The organism is Limimaricola sp. AA108-03 (assembly GCF_050847355.1).
Taxonomy (GTDB): domain Bacteria; phylum Pseudomonadota; class Alphaproteobacteria; order Rhodobacterales; family Rhodobacteraceae; genus Limimaricola.
On sequence record NZ_CP193755.1, the window covers coordinates 969,291 to 992,187 of the forward strand.

21 protein-coding genes are annotated in these 22,897 nt (G+C 67.9%); 10 read left to right on the forward strand and 11 right to left on the reverse strand.

The genetic code is table 11. The annotated features are described in order from the left end of the window. Nucleotides 1-7: 7 nt before the first annotated feature. On the forward strand, nt 8-1,417 hold the full coding sequence (locus ACRAQ3_RS04825) for an FAD-binding oxidoreductase (protein WP_432255858.1): 1,410 nt from the start codon (nt 8-10) through the stop codon (nt 1,415-1,417). 92 nt (nt 1,418-1,509) lie between these two features. Here ACRAQ3_RS04825 and ACRAQ3_RS04830 read toward each other — a convergent pair whose 3' ends face one another. Then, nucleotides 1,510-2,040 (reverse strand): adenine phosphoribosyltransferase, encoded by a 531-nt coding sequence (locus ACRAQ3_RS04830; RefSeq protein ID WP_432255859.1) that lies wholly within the window; start codon nt 2,038-2,040, stop codon nt 1,510-1,512. A gap of 199 nt (nt 2,041-2,239) precedes the next feature. On the opposite strand from ACRAQ3_RS04830, the gene ACRAQ3_RS04835 reads away from it, so the two are divergent. Continuing rightward, nucleotides 2,240-3,832: a SulP family inorganic anion transporter gene (locus tag ACRAQ3_RS04835; RefSeq protein ID WP_432255860.1), complete on the forward strand. Its 1,593-nt coding sequence runs from the start codon at nt 2,240-2,242 to the stop codon at nt 3,830-3,832. 106 nt (nt 3,833-3,938) lie between these two features. Here ACRAQ3_RS04835 and ACRAQ3_RS04840 read toward each other — a convergent pair whose 3' ends face one another. Continuing rightward, a complete protein-coding gene (locus tag ACRAQ3_RS04840) occupies nt 3,939-4,544 on the reverse strand; it encodes a flavin reductase family protein (RefSeq protein ID WP_432255861.1) in 606 nt (201 codons plus the stop codon). 137 nt (nt 4,545-4,681) lie between these two features. Here ACRAQ3_RS04840 and ACRAQ3_RS04845 point away from each other — a divergent pair, with 137 nt between their 5' ends. Then, nucleotides 4,682-5,179, forward strand: coding sequence for a GNAT family N-acetyltransferase (locus ACRAQ3_RS04845; protein ID WP_432255862.1), 498 nt, complete (start codon nt 4,682-4,684; stop codon nt 5,177-5,179). A gap of 31 nt (nt 5,180-5,210) precedes the next feature. Continuing rightward, a complete protein-coding gene (locus ACRAQ3_RS04850) occupies nt 5,211-6,026 on the forward strand; it encodes an EcsC family protein (protein WP_432255863.1) in 816 nt (271 codons plus the stop codon). Here ACRAQ3_RS04850 and arsH read toward each other — a convergent pair. The 5 genes from arsH to ACRAQ3_RS04875 form a co-directional block, all read right to left on the reverse strand. After that, nucleotides 6,023-6,730: an arsenical resistance protein ArsH gene (gene arsH, locus ACRAQ3_RS04855; protein WP_269397029.1), complete on the reverse strand. Its 708-nt coding sequence runs from the start codon at nt 6,728-6,730 to the stop codon at nt 6,023-6,025. The two genes, ACRAQ3_RS04850 and arsH, sit on opposite strands and share 4 nt — an antisense overlap. A gap of 60 nt (nt 6,731-6,790) precedes the next feature. Next, nucleotides 6,791-9,046 (reverse strand): phosphoenolpyruvate--protein phosphotransferase, encoded by a 2,256-nt coding sequence (ptsP, locus tag ACRAQ3_RS04860; protein WP_432255864.1) that lies wholly within the window; start codon nt 9,044-9,046, stop codon nt 6,791-6,793. A gap of 41 nt (nt 9,047-9,087) precedes the next feature. Beyond that, entirely contained in the window at nt 9,088-10,326 is a 1,239-nt protein-coding gene (locus ACRAQ3_RS04865) for an aspartate kinase (protein WP_085894678.1), read from the reverse strand. 70 nt (nt 10,327-10,396) lie between these two features. Further along, nucleotides 10,397-10,819: a DUF1178 family protein gene (locus ACRAQ3_RS04870; protein ID WP_432255865.1), complete on the reverse strand. Its 423-nt coding sequence runs from the start codon at nt 10,817-10,819 to the stop codon at nt 10,397-10,399. A gap of 69 nt (nt 10,820-10,888) precedes the next feature. Beyond that, on the reverse strand, nt 10,889-11,380 hold the full coding sequence (locus ACRAQ3_RS04875; protein ID WP_432255866.1) for an NUDIX hydrolase: 492 nt from the start codon (nt 11,378-11,380) through the stop codon (nt 10,889-10,891). Nucleotides 11,381-11,518: 138 nt separating this feature from the next. Here ACRAQ3_RS04875 and ACRAQ3_RS04880 point away from each other — a divergent pair, with 138 nt between their 5' ends. From ACRAQ3_RS04880 to modC, 4 genes are all read left to right on the forward strand, one after another. After that, the gene (locus ACRAQ3_RS04880) at nt 11,519-12,643 is read left to right on the forward strand and encodes an acetoin utilization protein AcuC (protein ID WP_432255867.1); all 1,125 of its coding nucleotides are present in this window, start codon (nt 11,519-11,521) and stop codon (nt 12,641-12,643) included. Nucleotides 12,644-12,705: 62 nt separating this feature from the next. Continuing rightward, entirely contained in the window at nt 12,706-13,485 is a 780-nt protein-coding gene (modA, locus tag ACRAQ3_RS04885) for a molybdate ABC transporter substrate-binding protein (RefSeq protein ID WP_432255868.1), read from the forward strand. Continuing rightward, complete coding sequence (modB, locus tag ACRAQ3_RS04890) at nt 13,482-14,174, forward strand: molybdate ABC transporter permease subunit (protein ID WP_085894681.1); 693 nt, start codon at nt 13,482-13,484, stop codon at nt 14,172-14,174. The genes modA and modB overlap by 4 nt, the downstream gene beginning before the upstream one ends. Then, complete coding sequence (modC, locus tag ACRAQ3_RS04895) at nt 14,171-15,235, forward strand: molybdenum ABC transporter ATP-binding protein (protein WP_432255869.1); 1,065 nt, start codon at nt 14,171-14,173, stop codon at nt 15,233-15,235. The genes modB and modC overlap by 4 nt, the downstream gene beginning before the upstream one ends. 58 nt (nt 15,236-15,293) lie before the next feature. On the opposite strand, the gene ACRAQ3_RS04900 is transcribed toward modC, so the two are convergent. Continuing rightward, nucleotides 15,294-15,563, reverse strand: a complete 270-nt coding sequence (locus ACRAQ3_RS04900; protein WP_085894682.1) for a DksA/TraR family C4-type zinc finger protein — start codon at nt 15,561-15,563, stop codon at nt 15,294-15,296. Nucleotides 15,564-15,695: 132 nt separating this feature from the next. Then, on the reverse strand, nt 15,696-17,204 hold the full coding sequence (gene nhaC, locus ACRAQ3_RS04905; RefSeq protein WP_269397022.1) for a Na+/H+ antiporter NhaC: 1,509 nt from the start codon (nt 17,202-17,204) through the stop codon (nt 15,696-15,698). Nucleotides 17,205-17,457: 253 nt separating this feature from the next. On the opposite strand from nhaC, the gene yghU reads away from it, so the two are divergent. Beyond that, nucleotides 17,458-18,324, forward strand: a complete 867-nt coding sequence (yghU, locus tag ACRAQ3_RS04910; RefSeq protein ID WP_269397021.1) for a glutathione-dependent disulfide-bond oxidoreductase — start codon at nt 17,458-17,460, stop codon at nt 18,322-18,324. A 74-nt stretch (nt 18,325-18,398) separates the two neighbouring features. On the opposite strand, the gene ACRAQ3_RS04915 is transcribed toward yghU, so the two are convergent. Together ACRAQ3_RS04915 and ACRAQ3_RS04920 are read right to left on the reverse strand one after the other, a co-directional pair. Beyond that, on the reverse strand, nt 18,399-19,829 hold the full coding sequence (locus ACRAQ3_RS04915) for a phospholipase D-like domain-containing protein (RefSeq protein WP_432255870.1): 1,431 nt from the start codon (nt 19,827-19,829) through the stop codon (nt 18,399-18,401). Between the two features lie 80 nt (nt 19,830-19,909). Continuing rightward, a complete protein-coding gene (locus tag ACRAQ3_RS04920) occupies nt 19,910-21,139 on the reverse strand; it encodes a lytic murein transglycosylase (RefSeq protein WP_432255871.1) in 1,230 nt (409 codons plus the stop codon). A gap of 191 nt (nt 21,140-21,330) precedes the next feature. Here ACRAQ3_RS04920 and ACRAQ3_RS04925 point away from each other — a divergent pair, with 191 nt between their 5' ends. Then, nucleotides 21,331-22,608: a cation:proton antiporter gene (locus ACRAQ3_RS04925; RefSeq protein WP_432255872.1), complete on the forward strand. Its 1,278-nt coding sequence runs from the start codon at nt 21,331-21,333 to the stop codon at nt 22,606-22,608. Nucleotides 22,609-22,897 lie beyond the last annotated feature (289 nt).

A 22,897-nucleotide genomic window follows, 5' to 3' on the forward strand; every position in this document is an offset into this window, starting at 1 on the left:
GACCGCCATGCTGAACGCCGCCACTCCGGAGTTCCTCGACACTCTGCGGGACAGGCTTCCCGAGCCCGCCTTCCGTCAGGCCGGACCCGAGCACCTCGAGGAGCCGCGCGGCCGCTACAGGGGGCAGGGCGTGCTGCTCGCCCCCGCTTCAACCGAAGAGGTGGCGACGATCCTGCGCGCCTGTCACGAAGCGCGGGTGGGCGTGGTGCCGCATGGCGGCGGCACCGGGCTCGTTGGCGGGCAGGTGATGCAGGACGGCGTGGTGCCGGTGATCCTGTCGCTGGCACGGATGGACCGGATCCGCGACGTCTATCCATCCGAGAACGTACTCGTGGCCGAGGCCGGCGCGATCCTTGCCGAGGTGCAGGGCGCCGCGCGCGAGGCGGGGCGGATGTTCCCGCTCTCGCTCGCCTCCGAAGGGTCGGCACGGATCGGCGGACTTCTGGCGACCAATGCGGGCGGCCTGAACGTGCTGCGCTATGGCAATGCCCGGGCACAATGCCTCGGGCTCGAAGTGGTGACGGCGCAGGGTGAGGTCTGGGCCGGGCTCACTCGGCTCTACAAGGACAATACGGGCTACGACCTGCGCGACCTGATGATCGGGGCGGAAGGCACCCTCGGAGTCATCACCGCCGCCGCGCTCAAGCTGGCGCCTGTTCCCGCCGCCTCGGGCACCGCGCTGTTCCAGGTGGCCTCGCCGCGCGCCGCGCTCGATCTCCTCGCGCTGGCGCGCGACCGGGTCGGCGACAACGTCACCGCCTTCGAACTGATGCACCGGCAGGGCCCCGAATTCCTGGTCGAAGCCGGGCTCGACGCGCGGGTGCCTCTCGATCCCATGCCCGAATGGATGGTGCTGGTCGAACTGGGGCTTCCCGAGGGGCTACGCCCCGAAGACAGCCTCGCCGCGATTTTCGAGGCGGCGGTGGCGGCCGGGTTGTCCGAGGACGGCGTCATCGCCTCGTCGGAGGCGCAGGCCGCGGCGCTTTGGTCAGTGCGCGAGACGATCCCCGAGGCCAATCGCCGGATCGGCTCGATCTCCTCGCACGATATCTCGGTGCCGCTCTCCTCAGTGCCGGGCTTCATCGCGCAGGGCGGCCCGGCACTGCGCGCGCTTGGCGATGTGCGGATCAACTGCTTCGGCCATCTGGGCGATGGCAACCTGCATTACAACGTGTTCCCGCCCAAGGGCCGAGACCGCAAGGATTACGAGGACATCCGGCCGCGCGTGAAGGAGATCGTCCATGATCTCGCCCATGCCTTTGGCGGCTCGGTCAGCGCCGAGCACGGGATCGGGCGGCTCAAGGTCGGCGATCTGGAGCGCTACGGCGACCCGGCGAAGCTCGCCATGATGCGGGCGATCAAGTCGGCGCTCGATCCGCACGGCATCCTCAACCCCGGCGCCGTGCTGCGCAGCTGAGGTCGGAATTGCGTAATCGGAAAAAGATGAACCGGGGAGAGGCGCACTCCCCGGCTCGTTCTTCCTCGAATACGCAAGCCCCCTGACGAGCTTCAGTCGCCCGCATAGGCGCAGAGCGCCTCGACCCGGTGCCCGAGCCCCTCGAGAAGCTTGCGGCCGCCGAGATCCTTGAGGTCGATGATGAAGGCACAGGCCACCACCTCGGCGCCCAGTCGTTCGATCAGCTTGATGCCCGCCTCGGCGGTGCCGCCGGTGGCCAGCAGGTCGTCGACCAGCAGTACCTTCTGCCCCCGGTGCAGCGCGTCGTCATGCAGCTCGACCTCGGCCTCGCCGTATTCGAGCTTGTAGCTCTGGCCGATGGTGCGGCCCGGCAGCTTGCCCTTCTTGCGGATCGGCACGAAGCCGGTGCCCAGCCGGTCGGCCAGCGCGCCGCCCAGGATGAAGCCGCGCGCCTCCAGCCCGGCCACCGTGTCGATCTCCAGCCCTTCGCAGGCTTCGACCAGCCCCTCGATGGCGAGGCGCAGCCCGTCGCGGTCGGCAAACAGCGTCGTCACGTCCCGGAACAGGATTCCCTCGTGCGGGAAATCGGGAATGGTGCGGATGTAATCGGTCACATGGGCCATGACGGCTCCTGTCCTGGGGGGCGGGGCGGGGCCCGCATCGGGTCTCGTACCCCGGAGTGGGGGCGGCGCGTTCATAAGGCGTGCGATGGCCATTGCGAAGCCCGATTCGGGGAAACGGCGCGTTTGCGGGTTCCGTCGACGGGCCGGCTGGGCTATTCCGCCACCGCAGCCCGAAGACCCACCAAACGAAAGTGAGCCGATGAGCCGATCTCCCCTGGCCGTGGTGGCCAACGCCGTTTCCTCGGAAAACGCCCCGGCCCTGCCGCGCAACGCGGCCGATTACAAGACCGAGATCCTCTCCGGCCTGACCGTGGCGCTGGCCCTTGTTCCCGAGGCGGTGGCCTTCGCCTTCGTCGCGGGTGTGAACCCGCTGGTCGGCCTCTACGCCGCCTTCCTCGTCGGCCTGATCACCGCGCTGATCGGCGGCCGGCCCGGCATGATCTCGGGGGCCACGGGTGCGCTGGCCGTCGTCATGGTCAGCCTGGTGGCGGAACACGGGGTCGAATATCTCTTCGCCACGGTGGTGCTGATGGGCATCCTGCAGGTGCTCGCGGGGATCTTCCGGCTGGGCAAGTTCATGCGCCTCGTGCCGCATCCGGTGATGCTCGGCTTCGTCAACGGGCTCGCCATCGTCATCGGCCTGTCGCAGCTCGAACAGTTTCACGATCCGGCCACGGGCGGCTTCCTGTCGGGCTTTCCGCTGGTGTTGATGCTGGCGCTGGTAGCGCTCACCATGTTCATCATCTGGATCATGCCACGCCTGACCCGTGCCATTCCCGCGCCGCTGGCCGCGATCGGCATCGTCGCGGCGATCGTCATCGGCCTCGGCCTGCCGGTGCCGCGCGTCGGCGATCTGGCGCAGATTTCGGGCGGGCTGCCCGAGTTCTCGATCCCGCTGGTGCCGCTGAACCTCGAAACCTTGGGCATCATCCTGCCCTATGCGCTGATCCTCGCCGCGATCGGTCTGATCGAGAGCCTGTTGACGCTCAACCTCGTCTCCGAGATCACCGGCAAGCGCGGCGGCGCGAGCCAGGAATGCGTGGCCCAAGGCATCGCCAACGTCGTCACCGGATTCTTCGGCGGCATGGGCGGCTGCGCGATGATCGGCCAATCGATGATCAACGTCTCCTCCGGCGGGCGCACCCGGCTCGCCGCCGCCTCGGCGGCGATCTTCCTTTTGTGCTTCATCCTCTTCGCCGCGCCGGTGATCGAGCAGATCCCGCTGGCAGCCCTCGTGGGCGTGATGTTCATGGTCGTGATCGGCACCTTCGCCTGGAACACCTTCCGGGTGATGCGCCGGGTGCCGCGCGTCGATGCCATCGTCATCGTGCTGGTGACCGTCATCACCGTCCTGACCGACCTCGCCACCGCCGTGGTGGCGGGGGTCATCGTCTCGGCGCTGGCCTATGCCTGGCAGAACGCCACGCGGATCGGCGCGCGCACATTCCGCACCGATGACGGCGCCAAGGTCTATCAGATCCAGGGCCCGCTGTTCTTCGGCTCGGCCGACGGCTTCTCCGAACTGTTCCAGATCGATAAGGACCCCGACCACGTGATCGTCGATTTCGAGCACAGCCGGGTCGCCGACCAGTCGGCACTGGCCGCGATCGAGACCATGGCCGACCGCTATACCGCCGCGGGCAAGCGGCTGGTGCTGCGGCACCTGTCGCCCGACTGCCATGCGCTGCTGCGCCGCGCCGGCCAACTCGTGGTCGAGAGCGATGACGATCCGAACTACGGCGTGGCGGTGGATTACGACATTCGGCCCGGCGCGTTGGGTGGCGGCCACTGAGGACTGAAACGCAGGCCCGGCCTCGATGGCCGGGCCTGCGTATGTCAGGTGCAAGGAAACGCGAAGGGCGGCCCGGATGGGCCGCCCTTCGCGCCTGTCGGACCGGCTACTGGCCCGGACGAGTCAGGCTGAACAGCTCGGTCACGCGGGCATAATCGCGGTAACCGAGCCGCGCGAGCGGCTGGAAGGCGGTTACGTCGAACCGGCCCTCGCGGATGCAGTCGTCGCGCATGTGCACGCCCGTGACCTCGCCGATGGCCATGAAGTTATGCGCACCTTCCAGTTCCACGATCTGCACCAGCCGGCATTCGAGCGACGCAGGCGCGTTCGCCACCCGCGAACAGGCGATCGTTTCGCAGGTGGCGCGTTCGATGCCGGCCTTTGCGAATTCGTCCTCGTCCTTGGGCCAGGGCCCCGAGGTGGCGTTCATCGCGTCGCGCGCGGCGTATTCGACGATGTTGACGCAGAACTGGCCGGTCTCGCGGATGTTGAACATCGTGTCCTTCGAGAAGGGACGGTCGTCCTTGGCCGAGGTCGAGGCGAACATCACCTGCGGCGGCACATAGGCCACGGCGTTGAAGAAGGAATAGGGCGCGAGGTTCTCGGTCCCGTCCGACCCCCGGGTCGAGACCCAGGCGATGGGACGCGGCGCGACGATGGCGTTGAACGGGTTATGCGGCAGGCCGTGGCCATCCTCGGGGCGGTAGAACATGCGTTTCCTCCTTGGTCGCGCCAAGAGGTAGCGACTGGGTCGGGGCGGGTCCAGCGGCGCGAGCGGTTTGCACCGTCCCCATGGCATGCTAGGGCGCGCGCGCGGCGCGCTTCGCCGCCAAGGGGCGGGAGTGATGCATGGCCGAGATCGCGCAGGAGCAGCCCGGAGACCATCACGAGGTCGAGGCGCTCTACGACCTGTGCTTCGCGCCGGGCCGCGAGGCGCTCTCCTCCTACCGGTTGCGCGACGGCGTGCCCCCCGAGGCGGAGCTTTGCCTCGTGGCACGGGGCCGCGCCGGCGAGGCGGCGGGCGCGATCCGGACCTGGCCGGTGCGGGTGGGCGATCATGCCGCGCTGCTGCTGGGGCCGGTCGCGGTACATCCCACGCGTCAGGGCGAAGGCTTGGGCGGATTGCTGATCTTCGAGGTGATCGAACGGGCGCGCATGGCCGGGCATCCGCGGATGATGCTGGTGGGCGACGCGCCTTATTATTCCCGTTTCGGCTTCTCGCGCCTCGACGGCGTGCTCATGCCTCCGCCGACCAATCCCGAGCGTGTGCTCGGTTTGGCGCTCCAGGATGGCGCTTGGGACGGCATCGGCGGCGAAGTCACGCGTACCGCCGATTCGACCGATTGAAAACCCGGTCGCGCAGACCAATTATCGGCGCATGAGCACACCCATGCGCGAGATCAATCCCGAAGTGCCGCCGCGGCCCCTCGACGACGGCGTCAAGGCCGAGATCGCGGCACTGGCCGAGCGACAGGCGCGCGCGGGCCGCGGCCTGATGCGGATCATCAACCTCGCCGGAGACCGGGTCGAAGGTGGCATGCGGATGTTGCCGAAGCCCGCCCGGGCCCGGATCGAGGCGGCGGCGCGCGCGGCGCTGTCGCGCAGCTACGACGTCGCCGCGCGCACGCGGCGTCCGGGCAATGGCGCAGGCGCGCTCGAGGCGGCCTTCGGCACGGATGGGGCGGCGCGGGTCATGGCCACGATTTCGGGCGCGGTGGGCGGCTTGGGCGGCCTTACCACCGCCCTGGCCGAACTTCCGGTGGCGACGACGATGATCTTCCGTGCCGTACAGCGCGTCGCCGAGGCGAATGGCGAAGACCCGGCCAGCGACGAGACCCGGGCCGAATGCCTGCGGGTCTTCGGCGCCGGTGGTCCGGGCGGGGAGGATGAGGGGATCGACACCGCCTTTCTCGGGGCCCGGCTCGGGCTCTCGGGCGTCGCGGTGAACCGGCTGATCTCGCGTATCGCGCCGCGCTTTGCCACGGTGCTCGGACAGAAGCTGGCGGGGCAGGCGGTGCCGATCCTCGGCGCCGCGGCGGGGGCGGGGACGAACTATGCCTTCGTCGATTACTACGTCGAGGTGGCGCATGTGCATTTCGGGCTGCGGCGGCTGGCGCGGATCCATGGCGAAGAACAGGTACTCGACGCCTTCCACGCGGCGTTGGAGCGTCGCCGCATGCCGACAAAGCGTTAGGTCCGGCCGGTATTGACCCGCCGCGACAGCGCCTCGGCGCTTTCGACGCGCTCGGAATAGCGATCGGTGAGGTGGGGACGGCCCCGGGTCATCAGCGTGAACTTCACCAGCTCCTCCATCACGTCGACGATGCGGTTGTAATAGGGCGAGGGCTTCATCCGGCCCGCTTCGTCGAACTCGTCCCAGGCCTTGGCCACCGAGGATTGGTTGGGAATCGTCACCATCCGCATCCAGCGCCCCAGCACGCGCATCTGGTTGAGCGCGTTGAAGCTTTGCGAACCGCCGCAGACCTGTGCCAGCGCCAGCGTCTTGCCCTGAGTGGGGCGGACGCTGCCGAGCGACAGTGGAATCCAGTCGATCTGCGCCTTGAGGATGCCGGTCATCGCGCCATGCCGCTCCGGGCTCGACCAGACCATGCCCTCGGACCATGCCACCAACTCGCGCAGTTCCGCCACCTTGGGATGATCGACGGGCGCGCCGTCGGGCAGGGGCAGACCGGTGGGATCGAATAGCCGGACCTCGGCGCCCAGATGTTCCAGAAGCCGCGCCGCCTCTTCGGCCACGAAGCGCGAAAACGAACGCTCGCGCAGGCTGCCATACAGGATCAGGATGCGCGGCGCATGACCCGGATCGCCGGGCGCGACATAGAGCGCGGGATCGACCGGCGGCAGGAGGTCGAGATCGAGATTGGGCAGGTCGGGCATGACCGTCTCCTCATTTCCAATATTCAAGATATATGGAAATGACATCTCCGGATCAAGTCGTCACATGAGCCAGCCTTGCGAGGTCAGCCATTTCGTCACGGCGGGGCGGACCGAGGCCACGCCGCTGTCGCGGGCTTCGTGGATCACGCCCCTGAGTGCCTTGAGATTGCAGTGACGGATCAGGTGCTTGACGGGCCCGACCGAGGCGGGGCGCATCGACAGCATCGGAAAGCCCAATGCCGCGAGGCACAGGGCTTCCATCGGCCGGCCCGCATCCTCGCCACAAAACGAGATCGGCGTGCCGGCGGAGGTTGCCCGGGCGAGGATGTGATCGAGAAGCCCCAGGAAGCTCACGTCCAGCGTGTCGTAGCGCCTGCGCACCCGCTCGTTCTCGCGATCGGCGGCGAAGAAGAACTGCTTGAGATCGTTGCCGCCAACCGAGAGAAAATCGACCTCCCGGAAGAACTGGTCCGGCGCCCAGGCGAGACTGGGGGTTTCGAGCATGGCGCCGACCTCGACGGTCTCGGGCAGCGGGTGGCCGAGGATCCGCTCGCGCTCCATCGCCTTCTCGAACTCCTCGCGCGCGGCATAGAATTCGGCAGGCAGCGCGATGAAGGGGAACATCACCGAAAGCGGACGGCCATTGGACGCACGGATCAGCGCCTGCAGTTGCATCCTGAGTACGCCGGGCTTGTCGAGCCCCACCCGCACCGCGCGCCAGCCCATCGCCGGATTCGGCTCGTCATTGGGCTTCATGTAGCTCAGCACCTTGTCCGAGCCGATGTCGAGGGTGCGAAAGGCGACACGCTTGCCGTCGGCGGCGTCCATCACCCGGGCGTAGAGCGCGGACAGCTCGGCCCGCTTGGGCATCTTGTTGCGGATCAGGAACTGCAACTCGGTGCGGAACAGGCCGACACCCTCGGCACCCGATCCTTCGAGCGAGGGCAGGTCGGCCATCAGCCCGGCATTCATGTGCAGCGAGATCGTGGTGCCGCACAGCGCCGTGGCCTTCATGTCGCGGATCGAGGCGTAGCGCTCCAGCGCCCGAGCCTGCATCGCGATCTTGTCGCGGAAGGCGGTCTTCACCGTTTCCTCCGGGCGCAGATGCGCGACGCCCTGGTCGCCATCGACAAGGATCACGTCGCCGTTGAGCGCCTCGGAGGTGATGTTCTTGGCGTGGATCACCAGCGGGATCGCCCAAGCCCGGGCCACGATCGCGGCGTGCGAGCCGACCGAGCCCTCCTCGAGCACGATGCCCCTGAGCTTCTTGCCATATTCCAGGAGTTCGCCGGGGCCGATGTTGCGGGCCACCAGAACCGGATCGTCCGGCAGTTCGGCGCCGGTATCGCGGCCCTGACCGGTCAGGATGCGCAGAAGCCGGTTCGACAGATCGTCGAGATCCGAGAGCCGCTCGCGCATGTAGTGATCGCCGGAGCGGTTCATGCGCGAGCGCGCCAGCGACTGCTCCTTCTCGACCGCGGCCTCGGCCGAAAGACCGCTCTCGATGTCCTCCTCCATCCGTCGCATCCAGCTGCGCGAATTGGCGAACATGCGGTAGGTTTCGAGAACCTGCACCTGGTCAGGATGGGCGCTGGTCGCCCCCGAGAGCAGCTCGTCGACGGTCACCCGCAGCTTGTCCACCGCGTGGCGCAGCCGCTCCAGCTCGATCGCCGGGTCATCGGCGATCGGGTTGGTGACGACGACGCGCGGCTCGTGCAGCCAGACATGGCCCTCGGCAGCACCCTCCTGGCCGGAGGTGCCCTTGAACATGACGGCTTGCTGATGCCGTGCCGAGAGCGCCGCGCCGGTATCGACGAAGGCGCCCAGCTCGGTCATCTCGGCCAGCACCATGGCCACGACCTCGAGCGCGTAGACCTCGTCGGTGGTGAACTCGCGGGCATTCTTGGACTGGACCACCAGCACACCCAATGGTTCGCCCAGCCGCTGGATCGGCACGCCGCAGAAGCTCGAATAGCGCTCCTCGCCGGTCTCAGGCATGTAACGGAAACCGGGCTCGCCGGGGGCATTGGCGGTGTTGACGACCTGGCGCGTGCGGGCGGTGCGGCCGACGAGACCCTCACCCAGCCGCATCCGCGTCTGGTGCACGGATTCGGCCTTGAGACCTTCGGTCGCGCAAAGCTCGAGCGTCTCGGCATCGCGGAACAGGTAGATCGAGCAGACTTCGGTCTTCATCGACGAGGCGATCAGCCCGACGATGCGGTCGAGCCGCGCCTGACCGGCACCGCCCTCCGCCATGACCGCCGAAAGGCGGCCCAGAAGCTTGCGGCTTTCGGATTCTACAAGTCGATCGACCATCGCCGCCCTCTCGCCACCATGTCCGGGGGGAGTGGTCCCGGTCAGGCGGCCTTGTCCAGCCCGAAGGCATCATGGAGGGCCTGCACCGCGAGTTCCATGTATTTCCGGTCGATCAGCACGGAAATCTTGATCTCCGAGGTGGTGATGACCTTGATGTTGATGCCTTCGGCGGCAAGCGCCTTGAACATGTCGGCGGCGACACCGGTATGGCTGCGCATGCCGATGCCGACCACCGAGACCTTGGCCACGCCGGTATCGGTGACGAGATCGTTGAAGCGGATGTCGCCGCGATCACGGGCCGCCTCGACCGCCTTCTCGGCGCGCATCACCTGATCGTTGGGGCAGGAGAAGGTCATGTCGGTGCGACCCTCTTCCGAGATGTTCTGGACGATCATGTCCACGTTCACGCCCGCATCCGCCAGCGCCCCGAAGATCGCCGAGGCAATGCCGGGCCGGTCGGCCACGGAGATGAGCGTCATCTTGGCCTCGTCGCGGGAATAGGCGACACCGGCGACCACGTTGCTTTCCATGATTTCCTCCTCGTCGCAGACGAGCGTTCCCGCGTCGTCGGACTGTTCCTCGAAGCTCGACAGCACGCGCAGCTTCACCTTGTAACGCATCGCCAGCTCGACCGAGCGGGTCTGCAACACCTTGGCCCCGAGAGAGGCCAGCTCGAGCATCTCCTCGAAGGCGATCCGGTCGAGCTTGCGGGCCTTTTCGCAGATCCGCGGGTCGGTCGTGTAGATCCCGTCCACGTCGGTATAGATGTCGCAGCGCTCGGCCTCGAAGGCGGCTGCGAAGGCCACTGCGGTGGTGTCGGAGCCGCCGCGCCCCAGCGTGGTGATCCGGCCCTCGGGGCTCACGCCCTGAAAGCCCGCGACGACGGCGACCTTCATGCCCTCGGCGAACTTGGCGCGGATGTTGGCGGGCGGAATGTCGAGGATCCGCGCCGCGCCATGCGCGCTCGTGGTCTGGACCGGCACCTGCCAGCCCTGCCAGCTGCGCGCCGGGATATCCATTTCCTGCAACCGGAGCGCCATGAGACCGGCGGTCACGTTCTCGCCCGAAGAGGTGACGGCGTCGTATTCACGCGCGTCATACATGGGCGAGGTCTCGTTCACCCAGCCGACCAGCTCGTTGGTCTTGCCGGCCATGGCCGACACGATCACGATCACTTCGTGCCCCTTGGCCACCTCGACGGCCACGCGTTTCGCGGCCCGGTGGATCCGGTCGAGCGTGGCGACCGAGGTGCCGCCGAATTTCATCACCAGGACCGACATGGCTCTCCTCGCGCAGATTCCGGCGCCTCCATAGCGGCCGGGCGACGCGAGGGCAATGCGCGACCGCGCCTCAGTTGGTCCGACGCTTCGGCGCAAAGGGCAGGGGGGCCACGGGGATGCCGTCCTCGATCAGCCGGCGCGCCTCGTCGAGCCGCGCTTCGCCGTGGATCGCGCGCTCCGGCATCTTGCCTTCATGCATGGCACGGGCCTCGCGCGCGAAGGCGTCGCCGACGTAATCCGAACTGCTTTCGACCTTGCGCCTGAGTTCGGCCATCGCCCGCTCCAGCGGGTTGCCGGGCTCGGAGAGACGACGCGCGGGCGCCTTCGCGTTCTCGCTCACCGACGGCGCCATCAGCGCCTTGGAGACCCGCGCATCGCCGCAGACCGCGCAGGACAGCTGTCCGGCGCGCTCGAGGGCGTCATAGGCGCTCGCGGAGGCGAACCAGCTGTCGAAGGCGTGGCCGTTCTTGCAGGTGAGGTCGTAGCGGATCATCGGCACAGGTCCCGGTGGAGGATATGCTTCAGATAGGCGCTGTCGGAGCCGGGTGCAAAGCGCGGCCGATCACGAGCCTGCAAAGGGTGGCTGCGGCGCCGCAATCGGGCGCAGCGGCGCCGGGTCGAACAGCAGCACCATCTGCCGCAGCTCGGGGGCGTCGAGCTTGGCCGCCGCGCGCTCGCGGCTAAACCATTTGCGCCGCCTCTGGCCGCGCTCGGGCCAATCGCCGAGCACCTGCGTGACATGCACCGGGAACACCATCGCGAAATGCGGAGAGCCGGTCTTGGCGCCGCCCTTCACGTAGGACCAGACGCCGAGGCAGCGATCCTCGGGCAGGCCGATGAGGCCGGCCTCCTCGCGCGCCTCCCGCGCCGCGGCCTCTGCGGGGGTGGCACGGTCCATCGGCCAGCCCTTGGGCAGGATCCAGCGGCCACGCCCCCGGCTGGTGATCAGGCAGATCTCCAACGAGTCGTTCACCATGCGCCAGGGCAAGGCGGCGAACTGGGTGCGCCCGAGGCGCTGGTGGCGCCTTGCGACGCGGAGCGGAAGCTGAATCATGGGGCCTCTGGGATCGCGCCTGTCGGGCGAGGTTCCACGACCGCGCCGGGGCTGGCAAGACTGCAATCGGTGCTATCTGCCACGCGGGCGGCGGCGACTTCGCGTCGGGTCCCGCAGAGGTTGCAGCGAAAGGGCCGCATGACCGCCACGGCACGTTTCATCGGATCCGAGATCTATCGCGGCTCGAGCTACGGGGCGTGGCACCCGCTCCGGGTGCCGCGCGTCTCGACGGTCATGGATCTGGCCCGGGCGCTGGGCTGGCTGCCGCCCGATGTCTATCTGCGGAGCCCGCGCGCCCGGCCGGCGGCACTGCACGGATTTCATACGCCCGAATACGTCGCGGCGTTGATCGCGGCCGAGGCGACGCAACAGGTCGGGCCCGAGATCCGCGCCAAGCATCATCTCGGCACCCCAGCGAACCCTGTCTTTGCGGAGATGTTCCGCCGCCCCGCCACGGGAGCCGGGGGGGCACTGCTGGCGGGCGAGTTGCTGCGGCATGGCGGCCGGTTGCACCTGCCGGGCGGCGGCACCCATCATGGCCTCCCCGACCGGGCCAACGGGTTTTGCTACCTCAACGACCCGGTTCTTGCGATCGGCTCGCTCAGGGCGCATGGCGCCCGGCGCATCGCCTATGTCGATATCGACGCGCATCATTGCGACGGGGTCGAGGCGGGCTTCGCGCATGACCCCGATACGCTGATCGTCTCGACCCATGAAGAGAACCGCTGGCCCCGTACCGGCGCGGTCGAGGACGAAGGGGCGGGCCAGGTCTTCAACCTGCCGCTCCCCAGCGGCGCGGGCGACGATGTCATGGCAGCGGGGCGCGATCGCGTGATCCTGCCCGCCGTCGCGATGTTTCGCCCCGATGCCATCGTGCTGCAATGCGGTGCCGATGCGTTGCTCGAGGATCCGCAATCGCGGCTCGCCATGTCGGGGCACGCGCATCTCGGAGTGCTGCGGGCCTTGCTGCCGCTCGCGCCGCGGTTTCTTCTGCTGGGGGGCGGCGGCTACAACCCCTGGAGCGTCGGGCGTCTCTGGACCGCCGCGTGGGCGGTGCTGGCTGGCCGCGAGATTCCCGATCACCTGCCGGTGCCCGCGCAGGCGGTGCTGCGGGGGCTGGAGTGGCACAAGCAAGAGCGGGCGGTCTCGCCGCCCGAAAGCTGGCTCACGACGCTGCTCGATCCGCCGCGCCCGGGCGAGATCCCGGACGGGTTTCGGGACCGTGTCGCGACGCTCGAGGCACGGCTCCTGGCCTGGGTGTGAGGCGTGCTCTTGCGGGGCGGGGCCACGGGATGCGAGAGGGAGGTCGAGACACGAGGTGGATGATGCTGTTGAAACCCCTGATCGCGGCGCTGTTGCTGGCGCTGCCCGGTGCCGCGCGGGCCGACCTGCTGGTTTTCGCGGCGGCGAGCCTCGGAGGCCCGCTGGACCGGGTGGTCGCGGCTTGGGAAGAGCAGGGCGGTTCGGAGGTGACGGTCTCCTATGCAGGGAGTTCGGCCCTCGCAAGGCAGATCGCGGCGGGTGCGCCGGCGGATATCTTCATCTCGGCCAGCGCGGAGTGGATGGACGATCTCGAAGGCGCCGCCCTGATCGAGCCGGGCAGCCGCCGCGACCTTCTGGGCAACGACCTCGTCCTGATCGCTGCCGATCCGCAGGCTGTCCCGGTCGATATCGACCCCGGTCTCGACCTCGTCACGATGCTGGGCTCTGGCCGCCTCGCCATGGCTCTGGTCGATGCCGTGCCCGCTGGCCAGTATGGCCGCGCCGCGCTGGAAAGCCTTGGTCTCTGGGCGGAGGTGGAAGCCCGGGTCGCGCAATCCGAGAACGTGCGCGCGGCGCTGGCTCTCGTGGCCAGCGGTGCCGCGCCGCTCGGCATCGTCTATGGCACCGATGCCATCGAGGAGCCGCGCGTGACGGTCTTGGGCCGGTTTCCCGCGGATAGCCATCCGCCGATCCGTTACCCCGCGGCGCTCGTCGCGGATGCCGATCCCGCTGCGGCGGCATTTCTCGATTTCCTCTCCGGCGCGGAGGCGGCCGCGATCTTCGAGACGGCGGGGTTCTCCATACCCCGGACGTCTCAACCTGACGAGAAGGTTTTTCAATGACCGACTGGCTCGGGCCAGAGGAATGGCAGGCGGTGCGGCTCTCGCTCAAGGTTTCAGCCAGCGCCGTCGCCGCGAGCCTGCCGCTGGGGCTGATCTGCGCGCTGGCGCTGGCCAAGGGCCGGTTTCCGGGGCGGCAATTGCTCAATGGTCTGGTGCACCTGCCGCTGATCCTGCCGCCTGTGGTGACGGGCTACCTGCTGCTGATCGCCTTCTCGCGGCAGGGCCCGCTGGGGTCGCTGCTCGAACCGTTTGGAATATCCTTCGCCTTCAGCTGGACCGGCGCGGCGCTGGCCGCCGCGATCATGGCGTTCCCCCTCATGGTGCGGCCGATGCGGCTTGCCTTCGAGGCGGTCGATCCGGGGCTCGAAGCGGCGGCGGCGACGCTCGGAGCCTCGCGGCTCAGGGTCTTTGCCACGGTGACGCTGCCGCTGGCGCTACCGGGCGTGGTGGCGGGTGCGATCCTCGCCTTTGCCAAGGCGATGGGCGAATTCGGCGCGACGATCACCTTCGTTTCAAACATTCCCGGCGAGACCCGGACCATTCCGACCGCGATCTATGCCTTCCTGCAGATGCCGGGCGGCGAGGGCGCGGCGCTGCGGCTGGTCGCGGTGTCGGTGGCGCTGGCCATGGGTGCGTTGCTGGCATCCGAATGGCTGTCGCGGCGGATCGCGCGACGGGTCGCGGCATGATCGCGATTCACGTGAAAAAGCGCCTCGGTGCCTTCGATCTCGACGCAGGCTTCGAGGCACCGCCCGGCGTCATCGCGCTGTTCGGAAAATCAGGCTCGGGCAAGACCAGCCTGATCAACGCCGTGGCGGGGCTCCTGCGTCCCGAGGCGGGGCGGATCGAGGTGGACGGGGCAGTGCTCTTTGACGGGGCCGCGCGCATCGACATCCCCGTGCACCGTCGGCGCGTCGGTTATGTCTTTCAGGATGCGCGGCTGTTTCCGCATATGAGCGTGGCGAAGAACCTCGCCTATGGCGGCCGCCACGACCGCGACAGGGTGATCGACCTGCTGGGGCTGGACACGCTGCTCGATCGCCGCCCCGCCGCGCTGTCGGGAGGCGAGCGGCAGCGCGTGGCGATCGGCCGGGCGCTGATGTCGGATCCGCGCCTGTTGCTGATGGACGAGCCGCTTTCGGCGCTCGATGCCGAGCGCAAGGCGGAGATCCTGCCGTGGCTGGAGCGGTTGCGCGACGAGGCCGGGCTGCCGATCCTCTATGTCAGCCACGCCGCCTCCGAGGTCGCGCGGCTCGCCACCACGGTGGTGGTGATGGAGGCAGGTGGCGTGCGCCGGGTCGGCGCGGTGGCCGAGGTTCTTTCCGATCCGGCCGCCGTGGGCATGATCGGTGCGCAGGAGGCGGGTGCGGTGGTGCGCGCGCGCATCGCGGGGCTGGACCGGATCGACGGCCTGACCGAACTGGCGCTGTCGGGCGGACGGATCGTGCTGCCGGGGCGGCTGGGGCGGCTCGGCACGCATCTTCGTCTCAGGATCTCGGCACAGGACGTGATCCTCGCGCGCGAAAAGCCGCAGGGGCTGAGCGCGTTGAACATCCTGCCCGCCGAGGTGACGGCCGTCGACGAGGGGCCGGAGGGCGCGGCGGTGGGGCTGCTATGCGGTGCGGACAGGCTGCTTGCCCGGGTCACCCGCCGCTCGGCTCGCGCACTCAGGCTGGAGCCCGGTCAACGGGTCTGGGCCATCGTCAAGGCAAGCGCGGTGGCGCCGGACGATGTGGGCGGCGCGGTCTGACAGACACGCCGCCGCGTCGCTTGATCCTTCTTCGAATTCGCGGACACGCCACCAGAAATCAGCGCAGCTGGCTGTCCTTGGAGCCGCGCCGGTTGATGCCGCCCCGCGCCTCCGGGCGGCTGTCGCGTCCCTGCTGGCAATCGACGCAAAGCTTGACCCCCGGAATCGCCGCGCGCCGCCTTTCGGGGATCTCCTCCTCGCATTCGGCGCAATGGGTGCGGCTTTCGCCGGAGGGGCCACGCCGCGCCTGCATGCGCTTCAGCTCGTCATTGATCGAGGCTTCGATCTGCTCTTCCACCGCACCGTCGCGGGCCCAGCCTCCGGCCATGTGATGTCCTTTCGCATGAGGTCTGTTTCCGACATAGGCAGAACCCATCGCGATCCAACCCGTGAGACGCGAAACGCCCCGCCGGTGAGGGCGGGGCGTTCCGTCGCATGACTTGCGGCTCGGAGCCTTGGATCAGACCGGCATGGCCTCCTTGGCCGGGCCGGGATCGCCGAGGTGGTCATGCTCCGACAGGTCCATGATGTCTTCGTTATCGCGTGCCCAGTTGGCGCGGTCCTTTTCGGACGCCTTCGGCGAGAAGAACCCGGTGACGGCGTAGAAGATGCCGATTACCGGCGCGGTCCAGCAGGCGAAGGCCAGCGGGATGTAGAGCAGATTCTCCATGTTGCCGTCCATGATGCCGAGGCCCAGCGCGGTGATCACGAAGGCGCCGCCGGCGTTCCACGGAATCAGCGGGCTCATCAGCGTGCCGCCTTCCTCGGTGGCGCGGCTCAGGTTGAGCGTGGAGTAGCCCATGCCGCGATAAAGCGGGGCATACATCCGGCCCGGCAGGGCGATCGAGATGTAGGGGTCGCCCGCGACGACGTTGGTGGCGAAGGAGGTGACGATGGCCGAGGACTGCACCGCGGCGAAGCTCTTCACCCGGTTGACGATGGCGAGGATGATCGCCTCGAGGCAGCCGGTCCGCTCCAGCGCGCCGCCGAAGCCCAGCGCGATCAGCATCAGCGAGATGGTCCACATCATCGACTGGATGCCGCCCTTGTTCAGCAGCGCGTCGATGTCGGCGATGCCGGTCTCGATCGAGTAGCCCGATTGCGCGTAGGTGAACACGTCATGCAGGCCGACGCCCTGCTGGAACATGGCGATGATACCGCCCAGCAGCACGCCCGCGAAAAGCGAGGGCAACGGCGGCTGGCGGAACAGCGCGAGGCCGATGACCAGCAATGCCGGGGTCAGCGGGATCAGCCCGAGGGCGAAATCCTGCTCGAGCCGCGCGGTGATCTGGGTGATCGCCTCGAGCGAGGTGTCGGCCGGTTCGATCAGCCCGTAGCCCGCCACGATGTAGACGCCCAGCGCGATCAGCATCGCGGGTACGGTGGTCGGCAGCATGTTCTGGATGTGGTCGAAGATGTTCACGCCGGTGACGGCGGGAGCGAGGTTGGTGGTGTCCGACAGCGGCGAAATCTTGTCGCCGAAGAAGGCGCCCGAAACGATCGCGCCCGCGGTCCAGTACATCGGGATGCCGAAGCCCGCGCCGATGCCCATCAGCGCGACGCCGATGGTGCCGACGGTGCCCCAGGACGTGCCCAGCGACAGCGAGACGACCGCACAGAGGATCATCGCGGCGGCAAGGAAGATCGAGGGGTTCAGAAGGGTCAGGCCGTAATAGATCAGCGTCGGTACGGTGCCCGAGGCGATCCAGACGCCGATGATCATGCCGACCACGATCAGAACGGAAAGCGAGGGAAGGGAGACGTGGATGACGTGGAACACGCCTTCGCGGATATCGGTCCATTTCTGGCCGCGCATCACGCCCAGAAGGCCGGTGATGGCGAGGCCGATCACCAGCGGGATATGCGGCGTGAAGTCGCCGAAATAGAAGAGCTGCAGGGCCAGCAGGCCCAGCGTCAGCACGACCGGCAGCAGCGCCAGTCCGAGGGAAGGCAGGTTTCTATCGGTCACGTGGGAGCGTTCTCCTAGCTGTTTCGAAAGGCGCCTTATGACGGAACTAGCGGAGAATTGCCACCGGGGTAGGGGAAATTCGGCTGGATTGTCCCATTCTGACGGGAAACCGGGACAGTGAAGGGCCATGATTGCAGGCTGATCGGCGTGTCGTGCGATAGGGCGCACCAACTTGTGCGCGGCACTCCCCTCGACAGATCCGGGCTGGGGCCGCATTTCAGTCATCAATCCGGACAAACCGACAGGACGCCCGATGAAGGATCTCAACGACTATACCCCGCCCAAGGTCTGGACCTGGGACGCGGAGAATGGCGGCCAGTTCGCCAAGACCAATCGCCCCGTCGCCGGGGCGACCCATGATGCCGAGCTGCCGCGCGGCGAGCATCCGTTCCAGCTCTACTCCATGGCCACGCCCAATGGGGTCAAGGTCACGGTGCTGTTCGAGGAACTTCTCGAGGCCGGCCATTCCGGCGCCGAATACGATGCTTGGCTGATCCGGATCGGTGACGGGGACCAGTTCGGCTCGGGATTCGTGGAAATCAACCCGAATTCCAAGATCCCGGCCTTGCTCGACCTGAGCGGCGACAAACCGCAGCGGGTGTTCGAATCCGGGGCGATCCTGCTGCATCTGGCCGAGAAGTTCGGTGCCTTCCTGCCGAAAGATCCCGGTCAGCGCACCGAGGCGCTGAGCTGGCTTTTCTGGCAGATGGGCAGCGCGCCCTATCTGGGCGGCGGCTTCGGCCATTTCTATGCCTATGCGCCCGAGAAGTTCGAATACCCGATCAACCGCTTTGCCATGGAGACCAAGCGCCAGCTCGACGTGCTCGACCGGCACTTGGCCGAGGCCGAGTACATGGCTGGCGAATACTCGATCGCCGACATGGCGATCTGGTCGTGGTACGGGCAGCTGGTTCTGGGACGTCTCTATGACGCGGCCGAGTTCCTCGACGTGGAGAGCTACACGCATGTGATGCGCTGGGCCAAGGCGATCGACGCTCGCCCGGCGGTGCAACGGGGCCGCATGGTCAACCGTGCATTCGGCGATCCGGCGTTGCAGCTGCACGAGCGGCATTCGGCCGAGGATTTCGAGACCAGAACGCAGGACAAGATCGGCGGCTGAGCCGGTTCAGCCCGTAGATGCGAAGGCTGGCGCAACCGGGCGCCAGCCTTTTTTCATTGCCCGATCAGCGGCGGTCAGCCAGTCCAGGATCGTGCCGTGCTTTCGGGGTCGAGCAGATCGGTTTCGGCCAACTCTTCCTCCACGATCTCGGAGAAGTCCGGCGCCTCGAACGGCACGAGGCTGCGCCCGTCGCCGCGGAGCCGGTCGATGGTCCGCACCAGCGACCCTGTTTCTCGGAGTGTCGCCTCGATCTCCGAATTGGCGCGGTTCAGATGCTCGGCCACGAGGTCGTTTCGCAGGCCGAGGATCCGCTTGCCCAGTTCCGGCGCGCTCTTGTCCTCGACCTCGATCGAGAGGTCGCACTCGGTGTCGAAGCCCATGGACCGGTTGTTCATGTTCGATGAGCCGACGCGCAGAAGCCGGTCGTCCATGATCACCACCTTGGCATGCACATAGATATGCGTGCCGGCTTCGGCCACCGGGGTGTAGAGGCGGAACCGATCGTGCAGGTCGGCATCGCGCACCAGTCGCAGCAGCCGCGCCCGTGCCGTGCCCATGGCTTTTTCCTCAAGCCAGCCCTGCGCCGTGTGCGGGTTCACCACAACGATCTCGGGACCGTCGGGCTCGCGCAGCCGCGCGGCCATGGCTTCCGCGATGCGGCGCGATGCGAAATACTGACTTTCGATGTAGAGCGTCTTTTCGGCGCGGCCGATCACCTCGAGATAGAGCGCCTCGATCTCGCGCACCTCCTCGCGATCCTTGTAGGCGGGCAGGGTACGCGAGATGGCGGCGGGCTGGCCGGCGGCCAAGGGGGCGAGGCCCGAAGGCCAGATCGGCGCCTGGGGGCCGGGCGGTTCCAACTGCTCACCCGTGGCGGCGTGCCAGCGTTCGCGCGCCAAATCGCCCAGCGCCGCCGCTGCGTCGCCCGAGACGGCGGTGGTGATATCGTGCCACGGCCCGTAATGGCGCTTCGAGGTGGGTCGCCTGCGGCGCGGGTCCTCGTCGGGATGCGACCGGGTGTCCCAGCGCTTGGCGGTGATGTCGATGCCGCCGCAGAAGGCCAGAACGTCATCGATCACCACGATCTTCTGGTGATGCGCGGCCCCGGAAGGGTGGGCATGGTCGAGCTTCATGTGGATGCGTTCATTGGTCATCCAATCGGCCAGAACCAGCGGTGTCGAGCCGCGCGACAGCGTCTCGATGATGCCCAGATCCCACTTCAGCAGGTGCACCTGCAGGTCGGGCGTCTTCTCCACCACCCATTCGAGATAGGCGCCCAGCGTGTTGGGCACACCATCCTCCTCGGCATCGGGTTCGAGCTCGATCCGCGTGTCGAAATCCCAGCCGATGAACAGCACGCTGCGCTTGGCATGGCGCACCACCTCGCGGATCGTTGCGAAGTAATCGGCGGCATCGACGATTACGGCCAGCCGGTCTGCCCGCGCGATACGCCAGCAGGTCTCGCCCTCGCGCAGGATGGGTCGCGTCGGATCGGGGGAACTCATTGCCGGTCTCCTGCTCTTGCCGTCACGAGACAAACGGGTGCTGCCCGCCCGCGTTCCGCCATTTGACTGATCCGAAGCGTTCAGCCGTTCAGCGCGCCACGCATTCCGGCATCGGGAAAGCAGGTCGCGGCGCGGCCCTGCGCTTCCTGCCAGCGACCGATCGAGCGCCGGGTCTTGAAGCCTGCGAGCCCGTCGGCGCCGCCCACGTCGTGCCCTTTTGCCTCGAGCGCGCGCTGCATTGCGGCGACGTCCGAGCGCATCAGCCCGCCCACGCGGCCCCAGCCGCCCGCGAAATCACCCACCCCATAGGCGATGCGGTCACCGACATGGCCCACGAAAAGCGCGTAGAGATCGCTCATGTTGTAGCTCTTGAGCACGTAGAAGTTGGGTGTCACCACGAAGGCGGGGCCATGCCGCCCGGCCGGCATCAGCAGGAAGCCCTCGCGCGCGGCCTCGTGCTTCGGAAAGGGTTTGCCGGACACACGGGTGATGCCCATGGCCGCCCAGTCTCGGATGAGCCGCCCCTGATCGGGCCCTTCCAGCGTGCAGGAGACCGCTTCCGGCACCCGGACCTCGAACCCCCAGTCGCGGCCGGCGACCCAGCCATGCCGCGCCAGATAGGTGGCGATCGAGGCAAGGGTGTCGGCCTCCGAGCGCCAGATGTCGGCGCGCCCGTCGCCATCGCCATCGGCTGCGTATTTGAGGAAGCTCGTCGGCATGAATTGCGGCTGGCCGAGCGCGCCGGCCCAGCTCGATTTCATCGCGGCGCCCGGTGCGTGACCCGCCTGGGCGATGCGCAGCGCCGCGATCAGCTCCTCGGTGAAATACTCGGCGCGACGCCCGATGAAGCCCTTGGTACCCAGTACCCGAAAGACGTTGTGCGGGATCGCGGCGCGGCCATAGCCGCTTTCGCGGCCCCAGATGGCAAGAACGACGTGCCCGGGCACACCGGTCGCGCGCTCGATACGGGTCAGCGTGGCGGCATGGCGCGCCGCCATCTGCCGTCCCACCGAGGCCGCGCCCTGCACCGCGCCCGCGCTGAAATAGGCGCCGGGGCTGCCGAACTCGGCCTGTCGCTGCCGTTGCGGCTGCGCCGGTGCGCCAGGGGGGACGAGATCGGGCAGGTCCCAATCGAGCGTGACCCCCGAAAAGGCCGCTTCGAATGTAGAGCGGGACACGCCCGCGCCTTGCGCGCGCGGCCAGACGGTCTGCTCCAGCCAGCCCCGAAACTGCCGTTCGAGCGCGGCGCGGTCCTGCGCGGCAAGGGAGGCGGGGAGAAGGGCGAGAAGCAAGGCGAGAATGCGCAGCATGGGGGCGTTCGTTCCGGTCGGTTCGGGAATACGCCACCAGCCTAGGCGGCGCCGGCGGCGCTGTCACGGCGGGGTAGGGCCGCCTTGCCGCCTGCGGGCGCGATCCCGCCTGCCGCTGCGCGACCTCCCCTTGCCTCGGGGCGCGGGCGGCGCAGTTTGTCGCACTCGAAAGGGTGATCGAGGAGGGGCCAGTGGAGGGCGAGCCGTTTTTCGGGCTGAATCGGTATCACATCGCATTGGCGGTGCTGGGCCTCGTGATCATCCTCGCACGCTGGCTGCCGCGGCTGATCTCGCGCCGCGAACCGGCGGCGGCACCATTGATGATCCTGTTCGGCGCGGGAATCGCGGTCTGGCTGCCAGATCTCGCGACGTTGCCCGACCCCCGCGAGACGCCGCTGCCATGGGAGTTGGCGAGCGAACTCACGGTGATCGTCGCGCTGTTCGGCTCGGGAATGCGGCTCGACGAGCTTCGGCCCTGGTCGCGTTGGAGGCCGACCTTCCGAATGCTTGGCATCGCGATGCCGCTGACCATCTTCGCGGTGGCCTTCCTGGGGGTCGGCCTCACCGGCATGACCGTGGCCGGGGCGGTGCTGTTGGGCGCGGTTCTCGCCCCGACCGACCCGGTGCTTGCGGCCGATGTGCAGGTCGGACCGCCACAGGAGGGGGCCGAGCATCCCGTCCGTTTCACCCTGACCACCGAAGCGGCGTTGAACGACGGCCTCGCCTTTCCCTTCGTCTATCTCGGGCTGATCCTCGCGGCTGAGGGGCTCAACCCCGGTGCCTGGGCGCTCGACTGGCTGTTGCGCGACGTGATCTACCGGATCGCACTCGGCACCGCGATGGGCTGGCTCGGCGGCAAGGCGCTGGGTTACGTGCTGTTCCGCTTCCCTGCCGATGCAGCCTTGGCCCAGACCGGCTCGGGGGTGGTCGCGCTGGCGGGAATCCTGCTGTGCTACGGCTCGACGGAGCTGATCGAAGGCTACGGCTTCATCTCGGTGGCCGTTCTCGGCCTGACCTTGCGGCGGATCGAGAAGGACCACCATTTCCACAAGCGACTGCACGATTTCTCCGAATCGATCGAACATGCCCTCACGGCGGCGCTGCTGGTGGCGCTCGGCACGGTGCTGCCGTTGCTGTTTCGCGACCTCACCTGGTCCCAGATCGCCGTCGCGGCGGTGCTTCTCCTGGTGATCCGCCCGGCTGCCGGCTGGTTGTCGCTGGGGCGAAGCGGGCTCGGGTGGCGCGACCGCAGCATCGTCGCGGTCTACGGCGTGCGCGGGATCGGGTCGATCTACTACCTGTGCTATGCAGGGAGCCACATGGAGTTCGTCGACGAGGATTCATTGTGGTCCCTCGTGGCGCTGGTCATCCTCGCCTCGACCTTCCTGCACGGCTTCAGCGTCGGCTGGGCCATGGATCAATCATCCGAAACGCAGGGGACCCGGACCCTCGGCTCCGCGGAGCGCTAAAAGGAAGGAGTTGGCGCTTCGTCTTTCGAGCGGGCTTTTGGCGCGCGGAGGCTGGGCCGGATGCAAGATCGGTTGGCTGCCAGGAATATCCCCTCACCATGGCTGCGAGGTCCGGCGGCGCGGTTCAAAGCCCGTCAGCCTAGGTCGTGAATGGATGTGTAGGGATATGGAGGCGGGTACCGGACCCGCTACCATTTTTCTAAGCCATTGGAAGGCTTGAATAATCGAGTGCGAGGTTGAGTTGTGTGTCGCACTTCGTGTCACACTTATGCTGTCTGGGTTGTGTTTC